We start from the raw sequence: 17449 nt of genomic DNA on the forward strand, positions 1-17449 counted from the left end.
AAAAAGTCCCGATGCTTTTGGCAAAGGGACTTTAAAAAATGCTTTTTGTTGCTAAAATTATTTCTTAGCGTAACGGTTTTTGAATTTATCGATACGTCCTGCAGTATCAACCAATTTCATTTTACCAGTATAAAAAGGGTGTGAAGTATGAGAGATCTCTAATTTATAAAGAGGATACTCATTACCATCTTCCCATTTAATAGTTTCTTTAGTATCTACGCAAGATTTTGTTAAGAAAGCATATTCGTTAGACATGTCTTTAAAAACAACTGGTCTGTAGCTTGTTGGGTGCAAATCTTTTTTCATTTGAATATTATTTTTAGTTATTTGTGTGAAAGCATCAAGAACATTTTTGCAATTTGCTGGCAACAACGCTTATGACATTTCCTATTAGTCTTTCTACCTCTATTTTAGAGGATGCAAATATCTTAATTTTATTTTTGATTTACAAGCCTAATGCAAGAATTTTAAATCATAAGCCTTTTCACAACGAGTTCTGGTCTAAAAACCTTTGAAATAATGTCAAATAGCAGCTTTTAAACTAATCTTTTTTCTGACTATATTTTTTCCAGGTTTCTATTTTGGCCTTTTGTCTGACGATGTAAGCATCGGCAATTACTTCAGCCGAGCTCGAACCTTCAACCGTCTCAAGTAATTCCTTTAATTTATACTGATCTACATCTGCCTTGTATAAAATCTGAATCAATTTCGGAAAATCATTATCAATCAGATACGCAAATGCATCAACCATCACCTCCCGCAGTTGATTTTCGGAAAGGTTTTCGGGCACATCGAAATCTTTACTGATGATACTAATTAATGACATCGAATAGGATTTATAAGATTTTAGAGTTTAAAGATTTTTTTTGCAAAGTTTTCATTAAGCGAAAAACAATAGTACAAAGTTAATGATGTTTAGATTAGCTCCCTCATTCATTTTCCATTTCCCATCTTATCTCTTCCATCACATCTCCCATCTTACATTATCCATCCCCCCCTCTACACCCATTTTATCTCCTGGCAAAGCTCTATTAGTACGCCGTTTGTTTGTTTAGGATGAACAAAACACACCATTTTATTATCGGCACCTTTTTTGGGTGCTTCGTTTAACAACACAAAACCACTGGCCTTTAAGCGTTCCATTTCGGCCAGGATATCATCAACAGCAAAAGCAATATGATGAATCCCCTCCCCCTTTTTCTCCAGAAAGCGTGCAATAGCACTATCATCGGATGTAGCTTCGAGCAACTCAACCTTGTTATCGCCGGCTTTAAAAAACGCTGTATTTACTTGTTCTGCCGCTACGGTTTCGGTTTTGTAGCACGAAGTATTAAGCAAAAGCTCGTAAAGCGGAACCGACTTATTTAAACTGTTTACGGCAATTCCGATATGTTCTATCTTATTCATCGATTTAAAAGGTTGGTTAAATGTAAAAATGCAGGTTTTCTCTATAACCTCATAGCTATTATTTATAATTGTTAGAAAACTTTTTTCGTATCTTTGTATCAATAATCAACAGAATAAAGATGAAACAGCCGATATATTTAGATAATAATGCTACAACACCGTTAGATCCGAGAGTGTTGGAAGCAATGCTACCTTACTTTACTGAGAAATTTGGAAATGCCGCGAGCCGCAATCACGCGTTTGGCTGGGTGGCTGAAGAGGGTGTAGATTATGCTCGTGAGCAAGTAGCCAAATTAATCGGCTGTACTGAAAAAGAAATTATTTTTACATCAGGTGCTACCGAGGCTGATAACCTGGCCATTAAAGGTGTATTTGAAATGTATAAAGAAAAAGGTAACCACATTATTACTGCGGTTACTGAGCATAAAGCGGTTTTAGATACCTGCAAACACTTAGAAAAAAATGGTGCACGTGTTACTTATTTAGGTGTTAAAGAAGATGGTTTAATTGATTTAGCTGAATTAGAAGCTGCCATGACACCAGAAACAATTTTAGTTTCTATCATGTATGGCAACAACGAAATCGGTGTAGTTCAACCAGTTAAAGAAATTTCGGCGATTGCACACAAACACGGTGCTTTATTTATGACTGATGCTACGCAGGCAGTTGGTAAAATTCCGGTTGATGTAAATACTGATGGGATTGATTTAATGGCTTTCTCCGCACACAAAATGTACGGACCAAAAGGTGTTGGTGCACTTTATGTACGTCGTAAAGGTCCAAGAGTTAAAGTTACTGCCCAAATGGATGGTGGTGGTCACGAACGCGGCATGCGTTCAGGTACCTTAAACGTTCCGGGTATTGTAGGTTTAGGTAAAGCCTGCGAACTTTGCCGATTAGAAATGGAAAGCGAAGCCGTTCGTTTATCAGGTTTACGTGATAAATTAGAATCGACTTTAAACAAAATGGAAGAAAGTTATGTTAATGGTAATACACAACACCGTTTACCACACGTAGCGAACATTTCATTTAAATATGTTGAAGGTGAAGGTTTAATGATGGCTATGAGTGATTTAGCAGTGTCTTCGGGATCGGCTTGTACCTCTGCCTCTTTAGAACCATCATACGTTTTAAAAAGCTTAGGTTTATCTGATGACCTGGCTCACTCTTCTATCCGTTTCGGTTTAGGAAGGTTTACCACAGAAGCAGAGATTGACCAGGCTATTGCTGTTACCGAAAAAGCAGTTAACCACTTAAGAGAACTTTCTCCGCTTTGGGAAATGTTTAAAGAAGGTATTGACCTGAGCAAAATTGAGTGGGCAGAACACTAAAACCAGTTTGGAGTTAACAGTTGGCAGTTTTGAGTACACGAACTGGTAATTGATAGCTGAAATTGAAAACTAATTAAAAATTTGCTCCTTAGGGAGATTAAAAAATAAAAACATGGCATATTCAGAAAAAGTAATTGATCATTACAACAACCCGCGTAATGTAGGTACTTTAAATAAAGAGAGTAAATTTGTAGGCACTGGGTTAGTTGGTGCACCAGAGTGTGGCGACGTAATGCGTTTACAAATAGAAGTTGGAGAAGACAACGTTATTACCGATGCTAAATTTAAAACATTTGGTTGCGGTTCGGCTATTGCTTCTTCATCTTTAGCAACAGAATGGTTAAAAGGAAAAACAATTGACGAGGCATTAGCTATCGATAACATGGATATTGTGGAAGAACTGGCTTTACCTCCGGTAAAAATTCACTGTTCTGTTTTGGCAGAAGATGCAATTAAATCGGCTATTAACGATTACCGCGTTAAAAATGGTTTAGAAGCAATTGTTTTAGAGAAATCGCACCACTAAAATAGATGTGAGAGGTTAGATATGAGATGTGAGGGTTAAGTACCTGATCTCAAATCTGAAATCTCAAATCTCAAATCTTATTAGAATGATTACAATAACCGATAAAGCAAAAGACAAAATTGATCACCTGATGCAGGATTCTGCAATGGGTTCTGATTACTTTTTACGCGTTTCTGTAAAAGGTGGTGGTTGTTCTGGTTTATCATACAATTTAGATTTCGATAACGAGGAACAAAAAGGTGATCAGTTTTTTGAAGATAAAGGAATTAAGATCGCATTAGATATGAAATCGTTCCTTTACCTGGCCGGAACTGAGCTTGATTTTACTGATGGTTTAAACGGAAAAGGTTTCAACTTTGTAAATCCAAATGCGAGCCGTACTTGCGGCTGTGGCGAGAGTTTCTCTGTTTAAACAAATTAAAATATTTAACAAAAAGGTTTCATGCTTATGAAACCTTTTTTGCGTTTATCAGATTTTATTTTTTAGGCAATTACGATTCGTTTCCCACAGATTTCACTGATTTAAATCCGTAGGTTCTTATTTCAGTCTTTCATAAATATTCAAGTAAAAAATCTTTCTTAATCTGCGTTGCTTTTATACTTAATCTGTGGAGAAATAATATGCAAATAATCTAATTCGCAAGCAAAACCTGCCTGGCAACATATCAATTTGTATTTTTAAACCAAAAAGCGTTATAATTGTTAAAATAACGAACACACCAAATTACGAGCATGCCACTAATTAACGAATTTTCAACCGTTCCTACCCTATTAAGGAATGTTGTAAAAAATATACATAAACCAGAAGAAACTTTCTTAATCCACAAACAAAGTAACGAGTGGCTGGAAGTTTCTTACGAAGATACCCTTAAAAGAGCCGATGCTGTTTCAGCATTCTTTTTAGAGAAGGGAATCAAGAAAGGAGACCGCCTGGGCTTAATGATCGAAAACTCTCCTGAATATGTGTATTACGATCAGGGCATACAGCAAATTGGTGTAATTAATGTTTCTATTTACCCTACCCTTTCTGAACAGGAAGTAGCCTATATCATTAACGATTCTGGCATTAAGGCCATTTTGGTAGGTAACAATTTCCTGTATCGTAAAATATTAAAAGTAGCAGCCAATTGTAAGGAATTAAAATACATTATTCCCGCTTTTAAAGATTTCGAAAAAGTGACCATTCCGGCAGATGTAAATGTTGAAGTAATTGCTTTCTCCGATATTTTAGCCCTTAAACACCAGATTACGGCAGCTGAGCGAGCTGAAATAGATCAATGCAGAAATTTGGTTATACCTCAGGATGTATCCTCGTTAATTTATACTTCGGGAACTACAGGCACGCCAAAAGGTGTAATGCTTACCCATTATAATTTTGTTAAAAACGTAGAAGTTTGTTTGCAACAGATCCCGGTAATCGATCAAACAGAAACTTTCCTTTCATTTTTACCATTATCACACGTATTTGAACGTACAGCTACCTATCATGTATGTTGCGCGCAAGGCTGTAAAATCGCTTTTGCACAAAGCCTTGAATTATTGGCCAAAAATATGGGCGAGGTTCGTCCGACGGTGATGAGCTGTGTACCGCGCTTACTGGAACGCATTCACGATAAAGCCATTAAATCGGGTACAGCAGGCGGTGGTACAAAAGCTAAAATATTTACCTGGGCGCTGGAAACCGGCAATAAGTACCGGGTAGCCAAAGAAGCAGGCAAAAACCCAGGAATGATCTTATCGGCCAAAAAAGGAATTGCCGAAAAACTGGTATTTAGTAAGATTAAAGAAAAAACCGGTGGTCGCTTAAAATTTATGATTTCGGGCGGGGCAGCTTTACCTAAAAATGTGGGTGAGTTTTTTGGCGACCTGGGCATTAAAATACTAGAGGGTTTCGGCTTAACCGAAACCTCACCGGTAATGTCGGTTACTGAATACCACAGGCAGGTTTATGGCACTGTTGGGCGCATAATCCCAGGCATTGAAGTGGCCATACAGGATGTCGAGAGCAAAGAAATGATCAGCATTCAAACCCACAATACTTTTAATGAGGAATTTGAATGCCCCGAAGGAGAAGTAATTGTGCGTGGCCATTGTGTAATGAAAGGTTATTTTAACAAACCTGCAGAAACCGCCGAAGCGATAGATAAAGACATGTGGTTCCACACTGGCGATATTGGCCGTTTTTATAAAGGTAACCTGCAAATTACAGATCGTTTGAAAAACATGATCGTAAATGCATATGGAAAAAATGTTTACCCTACCCCGGTAGAAAATATTTACCTGAAAAGCCCAAAAATTGACCAATTGTTTTTAATTGGCGATAAACGCGAATTTATTACGGCCATTATTATCCCGAACAGGGAAACTTTAGAAGAAACCTTTAAGCTACAGCCGTCATTTTTCGAAGATGCCGATCCTTTTATCGGCAATCAGGAAATTATAGACTGGATGGAGCAGGATATCAAGAAAATATCGAATGAACTGGCCAAATTTGAGCGTATTAAAAACTTTAAGATAAAACGTAATCCTTTCAATATAGACGAAGGAGAAATTACGCCTACCATGAAAGTTAAGCGCCGCATTGTAGAAAAGAAATATGCAGAGGCCATTAATCAAATGTACGAAGAAGGCATAGAAGCGGAATCTTAGCTAAAACCAGATTATTTTCCACATCATTATCAATTAAAAAAATCAATTTCTATTGCTTTAAGATCGCTTCGTTTCACGCAATGACGAAGTAAATCATTACTTTTGCAAAAAATACCCGAAATGAGTATAGGATTATCAGAACAAGAGCAATTACGACGTGAGTCGTTAAAACAATTACGCCAGTTAGGCATAGAACCTTATCCAGCAGAAGCTTACGAAATTAACGTAACAGCAGCCGATATTTTAGCTAACTACGAAAAGGATAAAACCGCCTATAAGACCGTTAGCCTTGCAGGCCGTATCATGAGCCGCAACATTATGGGTGCTGCTTCTTTCGCCGAATTACAGGATTCGACTGGCCGTATACAGGTATATTTAAAGAGAGATGAGCTTTGCCCTGGCGACGATAAGACTACATACAACACGGTATTTAAAAAATTGCTGGATATTGGCGATTTTATCGGCGTTAAAGGTTATGTGTTTACCACACAAACCGGCGAAATATCTATTCACGTAACCGAATTTAAAGTTTTAGCTAAATCTTTACGCCCCCTCCCTATCGTAAAACGTGATGACGAAGGAAATGTGTACGACGGTTTCACCAATCCGGAGTTGCGTTACCGTATGCGTTATGTAGATCTAACGGTAAATCCTGATTACAAACAGATTTTCATTAAACGCAGCAAGGTAATCAATACCATGCGTAATTATTTCGATAACCAAGGCTGGATGGAAGTAGAAACCCCTATCCTGCAACCTATCCATGGTGGTGCAGCGGCGCGTCCATTTGCAACACACCACAATACTTTAGACATGCCGCTTTATTTGCGTATTGCAAATGAGCTTTATCTAAAAAGATTAATCGTTGCCGGTTTTGATGGTGTTTATGAGTTTGGTAAAATGTTTCGTAACGAAGGAATGGACCGTACGCATAACCCTGAATTTACCTCAATGGAAATCTATGTAGCCTACAAAGATTATATCTGGATGATGGCTATGGTGGAAGAATGTTTAGAAAAAGTAGCAATAGCAACAACAGGTTCGGCTGTGGTTAAAGTTGGTGCCAATGAAATTAATTTCGAAGGACCATACGAAAAATTAACCATGTACGAATCGATCCAAAAATATACTGGTATTGATGTATCGGCAATGACCGAAGATCAGATTGCACAGACTTGTAAAGATCTGGGCATCGAAATCGATTCGACCATGGGCCGCGGTAAATTAATCGACGAAATTTTCGGCGCTAAGGTAGAGGCGAACCTGATTCAGCCTACTTACATTACCGATTATCCAATCGAAATGACCCCGCTGGCTAAAAAACACCGTACAGCAGATGGATTGGTTGAGCGTTTTGAGTTATTTGTAAACGGTAAGGAAATTGCCAATGCTTATTCTGAATTAAACGATCCGATTGACCAGAAAGAGCGTTTAGAAGATCAGTTGAAGCTGGCAGCACGTGGCGACGATGAAGCTATGGCAATGGACGATGACTTTGTTCGTGCTTTAGAGTATGGTATGCCGCCTACCTCAGGTTTAGGTATTGGTATCGATCGATTGGTGATGTTAATGACCAACCAAAGCACCATTCAGGAAGTTCTTTTCTTCCCGCAAATGCGCCCGGAGAAAAAGAAAATAGAATTAACTGCAGAAGAAACAGAGTTATATGCATTGGTAAAAGAAGATGAACGACATCTTTTAACTGATGTGAAGGCAAAATTAACCGACTGGAGCAATAAAAAATGGGATACCACTTTGAAAGCTTTAACAGGTAAAGGCATATTAAAAGTAGCCAAAACCGACGAAGGTTTATTCTTATCGCATAAATAGTTAATTTGTTAATCTGCCGGTAAAATACGGGCTTAGATTTTAACAAAAAAATAACATAAACTTAAAAGGCTTGCTAACAATTGTTTAGCAAGCCTTTTCTATATTTACAGCAATCGAAAATAAAAAAGATTGTTATGAATACTTCAAGTTTAGAAATCAACGAAAGAGAATACTGCATCAAATTAAGTAAAGAAGCATTTGATTTAACGCTGGTACGCCAATTAATTAAAAGAATCCAGGCCGAAGCCTTATTCTTCTCACGTGTTCAGGCCGAAGAAGATGATATCTTAAGCAAAAGAGCACAAAGAGAAGATTTTGAAGGCTTTGATTATTTGGGTGATAAATAATACCCCATACGTTACCCTGAATTTATTTCAGGGTCTAATCGAGCCAGCTGCTGAAATAATCAGATAGCTATCGGATCAGCATGACTAAAAGCTTAATCAATCTCCAGATTCCCTTCTACCGAATCATCCATCGTTTTCCCTGTTATTACAGATGCTGCCATTTTTAAGAAGGCAACAGCTGTACCATGTTTGGTATCCCAATAGTATCCTTCGGATGGAATTACTTTAATTAAGGTAATATTTAGGTCGTCTTTCCCTCCCTGAAACCAGGTTTTAATAAAAGGGCTCCACAATTCATCAATTTTGGCCTGATCGCGGGTGATTTCTGCAATACCATATATATTTACAAAGCCCGAATGCGCACTGGCCTGGAAAAGCAGATGTGTAAAAGGATCGGTTGTTATTTCATCATTTTTATGACTGTCTTTCATACTCATAAACCAGATATTTCCTTCATCATCTACCTGTTGAATGGCCATTGGCCTAACCGATAGTGGTACCCCCGTTTTGATGTTGGTACAAAAGAAACAACTCTCGGCCTTTTCTGCTAACTCACGTAATTTCGTAATTGCACCTTTGCCGCTTAAATCTTTAATATTTTCTTCTTCCTGAGTGTTATTAGTACTTCCTTCCTGTGATGTTGCCATAATGTAGTTTTTATATACACTACAAGAAATAAACGGATTTGGTTTTAACAAATCGAAAGTATATCACAGCTAATTTGCGCCATAAAACTGAAAGTATTAACTTTAATTCTGTTAAATAGCGATGAGTGAAACTAAGCCAAAGCCATTTGTGGCAAAAATCGATATTATCGGAATAAACCCTTTTGTATTTATACCCGAAGCATATTTGACCTATCTTTTTGTACAAGCCAAAAAAGAAAAAGGGAAAATTCCGGTAAGGATGAAAATAGACGGGCACGAGTTTGCACAAACCCTGATCAAGTATGCAGGTGAATGGCGTTTATACCTCAATACTCCCATGCGAAAAGCGGCTGGAAAAGAAGTCGGTGATGAGGCGCTGTTTGAAATAGAATTCGATGCTGAAGAAAGAACAATTACAGCACACCCAAAACTGCTCCTTGCTTTTACTGAAAATACAACAGCAAAAGCTATTTTTGATCAGCAACCTCCTTATCTACAATTGGAAATTGTAAGGTATATCAACCATTTAAAAACTGAAGAATCGGTTGACCGGAATGTACAAAAGGCAATTCAGTTTCTCCTGGGTAAAGAAAGGTTTATTGGAAGAGACGGAATCTAAAGTACAAAAGCCAACTATTAGCTGGCTTTTGTACTTTATTTGGTTTTACAACAATCCGCGTTTTTTAAGCATTGGCTTAATATCTGGATTATGTCCCCTGAAATTAAAAAACATCTTGCCAAGATCTTCGGTATTTCCTTTTGATAGAATCATATCCCGAAACCGTTGCCCATTTGCCCTGGTTCCCCCCCCGTTCTCCTGAAACCACGAAAAGGCATCATTTTCAAGCATAGAAGTCCAGCTGTAGGCATAATAACCTGCGGCGTAGCCATTACTCCAGATATGCAGGAAATAACTGGAGCGGTAACGCGGTGGCACATAAGATAAATTTAAATTGGTTTTCTTTAAAGCCTCAGCTTCAAATTTGTCGACATCCTGCAATGGCGAACCCGAAGGGATGGTATGCCACTGCATATCCAGATCGGCCGCTGCCAATGCTTCAGTAAAAATATAGCCTTGGTTAAACGAGCTGGCCTTTTTAATCTTATCCAACAAAGCTTGTGGCATTTGCACCCCTGTTTGATAGTGAAGGGCATAATTCTTTAATATTTTTGGATCGGAAGCCCAGTGCTCATTAAACTGCGAAGGAAATTCAACATAATCGCGGGCTACGTTCGCGCCCGAAAGGCTTGGATATTGCTGGTTGGCAAACAAGCCATGTAAACCATGCCCAAATTCATGAAACATGGTGGTAACATCGTCAAAACTGATTAATGCTGGTTTTCCAGGTTCGGGTTTGGTAAAATTGCATACATTATAAATTACCGGTATCGTACCAAAAAGTTTAGATTGCGCAACAAGGTTATCCATCCAGGCACCACCATCTTTATTATCGCGCTTATAGTAATCGCAATAAAACAGCCCCAGTTGTTTGCCGTCTTTGTCTATCACATCAAAAACACGCACATCTTCCTGGTAAACAGGTAAATCTTTACGTTCTTTAAAAGTAATGCCATACAGTTGTGTTGCAGCATAAAACACGCCATTAATGAGTACCTTATTTAACTCGAAATAGGGTTTAACCTCATTTTCATCTAAATCGTATTTTGCTTTTCGAACTTGTTCGGCATAAAAGTCCCAATCCCAGGGCTCGAGTTTAAAGCCACCTTTTTGCTGATCGATTACTGCTTGTATATCTGCCGCTTCACTTTTTGCCTTTGCAGTAGCAGCCGGAATAACTTTGCTAAAAAAATCTTCTACTGCTTCAGGTGTTTTAGCCATCTGATTTTGCAATTTCCAGGCGGCATAATTTTTAAAGCCCAGCAAGGCCGCCTGGCTGGAACGGATCTGCGCAATTCTCGAAATTATTTTACGGGTATCGTTTGCATCGCCATTTTCTGCCCTGTTCCAGGATTTTTTAAAAAGTTCTTCTCTTTTGGAGCGATCGGCCATTGATTGCAATTCGGGCTGTTGGGTAGTGTTTTTTAAACCCTTACCGGCTGCCTGTAACTGTGCGGTAAACTTGGCGCTCAGGGTAGCTTCTTCTTTATTTAGTTCTTTGAGTTTATCCTTATCGGCATCAGATAGCTTTGCTCCTGCCAGTTCAAATTTTTGGTAATAGTATTCCAGTAAGCGCAACGACTCGGCATCCAGTTTCAGCTGATCCTTCTGTTTGTAAAGGGCTTCTACCCGCTTAAAAAGTTTAGTATTTAAATAAATGGCATCGGTATTTGCAGTTAATTTAGGAGCTTCCTCTTCTTTAACCTTTTGCAATTCAGGATTGGTATTTGCACCTGTAAGCAGGTTAAAAACCATACTGGTACGATTCAGAAGTTGTCCGCTTTTTTCGATGGCTAAAATGGTATTTTCAAAACCGGGTGCTTCGGTCTGATCAGCAATTTTCTGGATTTCGTCCATTTGCTGCTTCATTCCTTCTTCCAGTGCCGGTTTAAAATCGCCGTTTTTTATTTTGTCGAAAGCAGGCGCCTGAAAGGCCAGTTCGCTTGCTTTAAAAAAAGGATTGGCCGATGAAAAGCTTTCACTGTTTTCTTCAGCATCTTTTTTGTTATTGCAAGCACCTAGAATGGCCAAGAAAGCCAGCATGGGTAAATAAGATACTTTTTTCATGAATATTTAAAAGTTAGGTTATCCATAAAAATAGTAATTTATACGCTGCAATTTTTAATAAACAAAACTGAGCTGAAACAAAAAAGCCATTTCGGTTAAGAAATGGCTTTAAAGTTTTATCTGTAACGAACTTGCTGTTGCTTATCCATCATGCCCATCTGATCTTTCATCTGTTTAATCTGATCGGCCAGCAATTTATTTTTATCTGCCTTTTTAGCTTCGGCCAGGTACATAGTTGCTTCGCGCTTGTTGCGTTTTGCCATTGCAATACCCGCTAAGCTTAATTTAGCCAGAGCAATATTATGGTCCATCTGCATCCCTAAACTCAACGCAGCCTTAAAATATTTTTCCGATTTCATTGGTGCAGTTCTGCTTTCAATTAAACCGACTAATAAGTTATAATAACCATGTTGCACTTTTATCAATTGGCTTTCGTAATTGGTTATGCGATCTAAAAACTGTTTCGCTTTAGGCATATTATCTTTTCTTAAAAACCATTGTGCCAAAAGCATGTTTTCATTAAAGAAATAAGTTACTAATACAATTATCCCCAACAAGATGGCAACAATGCCCCAAGGCCAGAAGCCGAAAACAAATAAAGCTATTGCACCACCCAATAAAGCAAACCCCGCAATTAATCTGATAATATTTGGCATAAATTCTATTCTAATTATTTTTTTTTGCAAATATCGTGTTTAAATGGCAGAATTTAGATTTTAAAACAATAATTTCATTAAAAATTTCAATCACCTAAAAAACCAGCTCGCAGCTATGAAAATCCTCCTTTCTATAACACTAATTATACTTGCCATGAATGTTTCTGCTCAAGAAGTCAATAAAAAAATCCACGATTCTGTTCATAATAAAGATATCCTGATCAATGCCTGTACGCGCGAAGGTATTACTACTTTCCCGGAGTTTAAAGAAATGTACGATCCGTTGTATAAAGCCTATATACCTGATGCTGCAACAATGATTGAACTGAAAAAACTCATCAAAAACGACAAGATTAAAATTGTTTTCGGCACCTGGTGCGGCGATAGCAAAGTGAATGTACCGAACTTCTTTAAAGTGCTGGATGATTTACATTTTAAACAAAAAAACGTAGAAATTATAGCTGTTGATGGCAACAAAAAGGCCGAAAATGGCATCCTCGATGGTTTAGAGATTTTAAGAGTACCTACCTTTATTGTTTATGATAAAAAAGGAAAAGAACTCGGAAGAATTATTGAGGGCCCCAAAACAACACTGGAAGGCGATTTACTGGCCATTTATCAGAAAAAGCCATAGTTGATGACTTATTAGACAATAGTTAATGGCTTGATAACGTTTGCCGGGCCATTGTCTATTAACCGTCAAGCAATTAGCATACTTACCAATCACATTTACCTATTACCTACAAAAACATGTCAGCAGCATTAGAACCAGGGTGGTTAGCCGTTTTAGAAGAAGAATTTGAGAAAGACTACATGATTAAGCTAAAGTCTTTTTTACAGGAAGAGAAACAGAAAGGTGCAACGGTTTATCCTAAGGGCACTGATATATTTAATGCGCTAAACACAACTCCATTTGATGAGGTGAAAGTGGTGATTTTAGGTCAGGATCCTTACCATGGTACTGGCCAGGCCCACGGACTTTCTTTTTCTGTACAACGTGGCGTTGCAGTACCACCCTCGCTAAAAAATATTTACAAGGAATTAGAAACGGATATAGAAGGTTTTAAATCGCCAGCTCACGGGAATTTAATCCATTGGGCAGAACAAGGGGTGCTGCTGTTAAATGCAACATTAACAGTACGTGCATCTGAGGCAGGTTCGCATCAAAACCGCGGCTGGGAGATCTTTACCGACGAAATTATTAAAGCTTTATCCGAGAAACGCGAGCATTTGGTTTTTCTTTTGTGGGGCAGATACGCTCAGCAAAAGGCAGCTTTAATTGATCAAAAGAAACACTACGTGCTTACTGCGGCACACCCCTCGCCTTTCTCGGCTTACAATGGCTTTTTCGGGTCAAAACACTTTTCGAAGGCCAACCAGCTATTGGTACAAAATAACCTGAAACCGATTGGTTGGAATTTGCCGGTATAATGAATACCTATTTTATCAGTGGTTTAGGAGCGGATAAGCGGATTTTTTCAAAGCTAAAGCTCAACGAGAAAATCAACATCATTCATATTGATTGGATAGATCCCAAGCAAAACGAAACACTTGCGGCTTATGCAGCGCGGTTGGGTGGGATTATAGATACCAGTCAGCCCTTTGCTTTAGTAGGTGTTTCGTTTGGCGGAATGATTGCAGTTGAAGTAGCAAAAATCTTAGCACCTATAGTAACAGTAATCATTTCCAGCACCATGATCAGTAGCCAGTTGCCGGGGCTTTACCGTTTCGCCGGCAAACTTGGATTACTAAAATTTATTCCTGCCAAACTTTTAAAGTCTTCGAATAAACTTACCCAAAATTACTATTTCGGCACCCGATCAGGCAGCGAGAAAGTATTATTAAGCAAAATCATAAAAGATACTGATCCGTATTTTTTAAAATGGGCAATTGGAAGTATACTGAGCTGGAAAAATGAAACAAGGCCTGAACGGATGTATCATATACACGGCACCCATGATAAAATTTTGTACAGTAAAACAGCACAACCCGATTTTGTAATCGAAAACGGAACCCACTTTATGGTTTACCAGAATGCAGTTGAGATTTCAGGAATTATAAACCAAATAATATTAAACACTAGTAAACATCATGCCGACCAGAAAGATATCTGATTCATTTCAGCCTCTCCACTGAAAAAAGCCCCTGAAATAAATTCAGGGTGACGACCGTGGTGTTATCACCATCCGTGAAATTGTTGCACCTGAGTAACTATCGGAATACAACGATTCGATTGTTATTAAAAGTGGTCGAGTTTAATACTCCAAAGGCACAATTGGCTCTTTCTTGGTAGTAGACATGATCATCATTGTTTGGAAGGTTTTAACCACCGAAATTTTACTGATCTTATCCATAATTAACCTTTCGTAAGCCTTAATATCTTTCACATAAACCTTCAATAAAAAATCAGCCTGTCCGGTAACGTGGTGGCATTCGGTGATTTCTTTAATCTGGTTTACTTCATCCAAAAAAATCTGAATGGTATTATTTTTATGAAAATCGAGCTGAATCTGAATAAAGGTCTTTATACCTAAACCCAGTTTTTCCTCATCTACCAAAGCATGGTAACTTTTAATATATCCAGCCATTTCCAGCTTGCGTACACGCTCTAAAGTTGGTGCAGGCGATAAACCAATTTCCTGTGATAATAGCAAATTGGTAATTCTTCCATTCTCTTGAAGAATTCTTAAAATTTTAAAGTCTATTTTATCTAATTCAGATGCCATAAAGTGTTAAAGGTATTTGAGAACACAAACATAACCAAATTATATTCTAAATTTTAACATAATTTATCATATATATTTTAAATAAAAATTTTTAGATTTACCTAAAAATTTAATTAGATACACATAAATGCAAAGTTATACCGAGGAGAACTATTTAAAGATCATTTACCACCTTGCTGAAAAGACTACTAACGTGCAAACGAACGCCATTGCAGAGCAAATGCAAACTAAACCAGCTTCGGTTACCGACATGATAAAAAAGCTGGCAGATAAAGGTTTGGTAGATTATATTAAATACCAGGGGGTTACTTTAACCGAAACAGGTAAGAATGCTGCAATAGATATTGTACGAAAACACCGTTTATGGGAAGTTTTCCTGGTTGACAAATTAAACTTTAAATGGGATGAGGTGCATGATGTAGCTGAAGAGCTGGAGCATATCAGGTCGATAGAATTGATTGAAAGACTGGATGAATTTCTGGGTTTCCCGAAAGCTGATCCACATGGCGACCCCATACCTGATAAAAACGGCCGTTTTGCCAAAACACAGTTTATCAAATTAATAGAATTAAAAGTTGGCGATTCGGGTACCATAACCGGTGTTAGCCAGCATAGCTCAGCTTTTTTAAAACATTTAGAGAAACTAGGCCTAACTCTGGGTAAACAGATAAAAATCAATGATGTTACCGATTTCGATGGTTCAGTAGAAATCCAGTTAGCAGATAAACAAGTTAATATTAGTAGGGAAGTTGCAAAACACATTTTAATTAGCAGTAATGGCAAAAACTGAATCGTTAAGTGAAGTACATCAAAGCGTAAATACAGATAAAAGAAAAGGCTGGCGAAGGATTTTATCATTTATTGGTCCGGCATACCTGATTAGCGTAGGCTATATGGACCCCGGAAACTGGGCAACCGATTTAGCCGGCGGTAGTAAGTTTGGTTACCAGCTGGTTTGGGTCTTACTCATGTCGAACCTTATTGCACTGCTTTTACAATCATTAAGTGCGCGTTTAGGTATTGTGCGTGGGCTCGATTTAGCGCAAGCTTCAAAACAAGCATATGCGCGCTGGGCAAATATCCCATTATTCGCGTTGGCACAAACAGCCATTATTGCCTGCGATCTGGCCGAAATTATTGGTATGGCCATTGGTTTACAGCTCCTTTTTGGTTTGCCGCTAATCTGGGGCATTTCGATAACCATATTCGATACCATGTTATTGCTTTTCCTGCTCAATAAGGGAATGCGTGCCATGGAAGGTTTTATTGTATCGATGGTGTTTATTGTGGGTATTTCGTTTTTAGTTGAAATGTTTATTGTAGAACCATCGTTAAGGGAGGTTGTTAAAGGTTTCGAACCCTCTATATTAACGGGCGATGCTTTGTATATTGCCATTGGGATTATTGGCGCTACGGTAATGCCCCATAACCTTTACCTGCATTCCTCGCTGGTGCAAACACGCAAAATAGAGCGCAGCAACAAAGGGATTAAAGAAGCCTTAAAATTTAACCTGATTGATACCACTGTGGCATTGAATCTCGCCTTCTTTGTAAATGCAGCCATCCTTATTTTAGCAGGAGCAGCCTTTTATAAGAACGGATTACACGAAGTTGCCGAAATACAGGATGCCCATAAACTGCTTTCGAATATTTTTGGCAATGTAGCCCCAACCCTCTTTGCCATTGCTTTAATAGCAGCCGGACAGAGCTCTACCGTTACCGGAACATTAGCCGGGCAAATAATTATGGAAGGCCATATTAATTTACGTATCCAGCCTTGGTTGCGAAGGTTAATTACCCGTTTACTGGCCATTATCCCAGCTTTCTTTACTATCTTACATTATGGCGAAGATGCTTTGGGTGGCCTACTGGTACTGAGCCAGGTGGTTTTGAGTTTACAGCTTGGTTTTGCCATCATCCCGCTAATTCACTTCACCTCTGATAAAAAACTGATGAAAGATTTTGCCATTAAACCCTGGGTAAAGGTATTGGCCTGGGCCAGTGCACTGGTAATTATCGCACTTAATGTAAAACTAGTAATTGAAGAAATTGGTGACTGGGCAAAAGACGCTAACAACTGGTGGATTTATGTGATCGTAATTCCCGCTCTAATCCTCGTTGTGCTACTTTTGTTATACGTTTTCTTCCATCCGATGATAGAAAGTAAAAGAAATGCAAGCAAACAACTTGTACCACATGGCAATGCGCTTGATATCGGTAAAATTGAAAAAATCAGCTACAAAAGGATTGGTATTGCGGTAGATTTTTCGAAAAACGATAGAAATACAATCAGACATGCCTTAATTCAAGGAGGGAAAGGTGCGCACTATTACTTAATACATGTAGTAGAAACTGCTGCTGCCCGTTATCTCGGCAAGGAAGTAATGGACCATGAAACGCAAAGCGATGCAGCAAACCTCGATAAATACATCGCTAATCTTGGCGATTTAGGCTACGATGCCACTCCATTTATTGGTTTTGGAAGCACTGCAAAAGCCATTGCCGATATCAGCAACGAAAACGAAATGGAGCTACTGGTAATGGGTGCCCACGGGCATAAAGGTCTTAAAGACCTTATTTTTGGCACTACAGTAGATTCGGTAAGACATAAGGTAAAAATACCGGTATTGATTATCAGGTAGGC

The 17449-nt window shown here is 38.3% G+C and carries 19 protein-coding genes; 12 read left to right on the forward strand and 7 right to left on the reverse strand.

The window, feature by feature from the left end:
- Positions 1-57: 57 nt before the first annotated feature.
- The 3 genes from G7074_RS26230 to mce form a co-directional block, all read right to left on the reverse strand.
- Positions 58-306: a type B 50S ribosomal protein L31 gene (locus tag G7074_RS26230; RefSeq protein WP_025142617.1), complete on the reverse strand. Its 249-nt coding sequence runs from the start codon at positions 304-306 to the stop codon at positions 58-60.
- Positions 307-541: 235 nt separating this feature from the next.
- A complete protein-coding gene (locus G7074_RS26235; RefSeq protein WP_124558550.1) occupies positions 542-826 on the reverse strand; it encodes a hypothetical protein in 285 nt (94 codons plus the stop codon).
- Positions 827-999: 173 nt separating this feature from the next.
- The gene (gene mce, locus G7074_RS26240; protein ID WP_124558551.1) at positions 1000-1407 is read right to left on the reverse strand and encodes a methylmalonyl-CoA epimerase; all 408 of its coding nucleotides are present in this window, start codon (positions 1405-1407) and stop codon (positions 1000-1002) included.
- 119 nt (positions 1408-1526) lie between these two features.
- Between mce and G7074_RS26245 the strand changes: the two genes are divergently transcribed.
- The 6 genes from G7074_RS26245 to G7074_RS26270 all read left to right on the forward strand — a co-directional run bounded on the left by G7074_RS26245 (position 1527) and on the right by G7074_RS26270 (position 8090).
- On the forward strand, positions 1527-2738 hold the full coding sequence (locus tag G7074_RS26245) for an IscS subfamily cysteine desulfurase (protein WP_166212234.1): 1212 nt from the start codon (positions 1527-1529) through the stop codon (positions 2736-2738).
- A gap of 112 nt (positions 2739-2850) precedes the next feature.
- Positions 2851-3264 (forward strand): Fe-S cluster assembly scaffold IscU, encoded by a 414-nt coding sequence (gene iscU, locus G7074_RS26250; RefSeq protein ID WP_124558552.1) that lies wholly within the window; start codon positions 2851-2853, stop codon positions 3262-3264.
- Positions 3265-3349: 85 nt separating this feature from the next.
- The gene (locus G7074_RS26255) at positions 3350-3676 is read left to right on the forward strand and encodes an iron-sulfur cluster assembly accessory protein (RefSeq protein ID WP_039476203.1); all 327 of its coding nucleotides are present in this window, start codon (positions 3350-3352) and stop codon (positions 3674-3676) included.
- A gap of 320 nt (positions 3677-3996) precedes the next feature.
- The gene (locus G7074_RS26260; RefSeq protein WP_124558553.1) at positions 3997-5913 is read left to right on the forward strand and encodes a long-chain fatty acid--CoA ligase; all 1917 of its coding nucleotides are present in this window, start codon (positions 3997-3999) and stop codon (positions 5911-5913) included.
- Between the two features lie 120 nt (positions 5914-6033).
- Positions 6034-7743 carry a lysine--tRNA ligase gene (gene lysS, locus G7074_RS26265; RefSeq protein WP_124558554.1) on the forward strand — a complete coding sequence of 570 codons (1710 nt, stop codon included), beginning with the start codon at positions 6034-6036 and terminating at the stop codon, positions 7741-7743.
- A gap of 134 nt (positions 7744-7877) precedes the next feature.
- Entirely contained in the window at positions 7878-8090 is a 213-nt protein-coding gene (locus G7074_RS26270) for a hypothetical protein (protein WP_124558555.1), read from the forward strand.
- 92 nt (positions 8091-8182) lie between these two features.
- On the opposite strand, the gene G7074_RS26275 is transcribed toward G7074_RS26270, so the two are convergent.
- Positions 8183-8737, reverse strand: a complete 555-nt coding sequence (locus G7074_RS26275) for a pyridoxamine 5'-phosphate oxidase family protein (protein WP_124558556.1) — start codon at positions 8735-8737, stop codon at positions 8183-8185.
- 121 nt (positions 8738-8858) lie between these two features.
- On the opposite strand from G7074_RS26275, the gene G7074_RS26280 reads away from it, so the two are divergent.
- On the forward strand, positions 8859-9356 hold the full coding sequence (locus tag G7074_RS26280) for a YdeI/OmpD-associated family protein (protein WP_124558557.1): 498 nt from the start codon (positions 8859-8861) through the stop codon (positions 9354-9356).
- A 45-nt stretch (positions 9357-9401) separates the two neighbouring features.
- Here the strand turns inward: G7074_RS26280 and G7074_RS26285 are convergent, their stop codons facing one another.
- Positions 9402-11423, reverse strand: a complete 2022-nt coding sequence (locus G7074_RS26285; RefSeq protein ID WP_166212237.1) for a M3 family metallopeptidase — start codon at positions 11421-11423, stop codon at positions 9402-9404.
- A gap of 116 nt (positions 11424-11539) precedes the next feature.
- Positions 11540-12079: a DUF2892 domain-containing protein gene (locus tag G7074_RS26290; protein ID WP_124558559.1), complete on the reverse strand. Its 540-nt coding sequence runs from the start codon at positions 12077-12079 to the stop codon at positions 11540-11542.
- 115 nt (positions 12080-12194) lie between these two features.
- Here G7074_RS26290 and G7074_RS26295 point away from each other — a divergent pair, with 115 nt between their 5' ends.
- The 3 genes from G7074_RS26295 (at position 12195) to G7074_RS26305 (ending at position 14193) form a co-directional block, all read left to right on the forward strand.
- Positions 12195-12713 (forward strand): thioredoxin family protein, encoded by a 519-nt coding sequence (locus G7074_RS26295; RefSeq protein ID WP_124558560.1) that lies wholly within the window; start codon positions 12195-12197, stop codon positions 12711-12713.
- 116 nt (positions 12714-12829) lie between these two features.
- Complete coding sequence (ung, locus tag G7074_RS26300) at positions 12830-13510, forward strand: uracil-DNA glycosylase (protein ID WP_166212239.1); 681 nt, start codon at positions 12830-12832, stop codon at positions 13508-13510.
- Positions 13510-14193 carry an alpha/beta hydrolase gene (locus tag G7074_RS26305; RefSeq protein WP_124558562.1) on the forward strand — a complete coding sequence of 228 codons (684 nt, stop codon included), beginning with the start codon at positions 13510-13512 and terminating at the stop codon, positions 14191-14193. The genes ung and G7074_RS26305 overlap by 1 nt, the downstream gene beginning before the upstream one ends.
- Positions 14194-14334: 141 nt before the next feature.
- Here the strand turns inward: G7074_RS26305 and G7074_RS26310 are convergent, their stop codons facing one another.
- Positions 14335-14805, reverse strand: a complete 471-nt coding sequence (locus tag G7074_RS26310; protein ID WP_025142637.1) for an Lrp/AsnC family transcriptional regulator — start codon at positions 14803-14805, stop codon at positions 14335-14337.
- Between the two features lie 127 nt (positions 14806-14932).
- On the opposite strand from G7074_RS26310, the gene G7074_RS26315 reads away from it, so the two are divergent.
- Positions 14933-15595: a metal-dependent transcriptional regulator gene (locus G7074_RS26315; RefSeq protein ID WP_124558563.1), complete on the forward strand. Its 663-nt coding sequence runs from the start codon at positions 14933-14935 to the stop codon at positions 15593-15595.
- Entirely contained in the window at positions 15582-17447 is a 1866-nt protein-coding gene (locus G7074_RS26320; protein ID WP_166212242.1) for an Nramp family divalent metal transporter, read from the forward strand. Before G7074_RS26315 ends, G7074_RS26320 begins: the two co-directional genes overlap by 14 nt.
- Positions 17448-17449 lie beyond the last annotated feature (2 nt).

Source organism: Pedobacter sp. HDW13 (genome assembly GCF_011303555.1).
Taxonomy (GTDB): Bacteria; Bacteroidota; Bacteroidia; order Sphingobacteriales; family Sphingobacteriaceae; genus Pedobacter.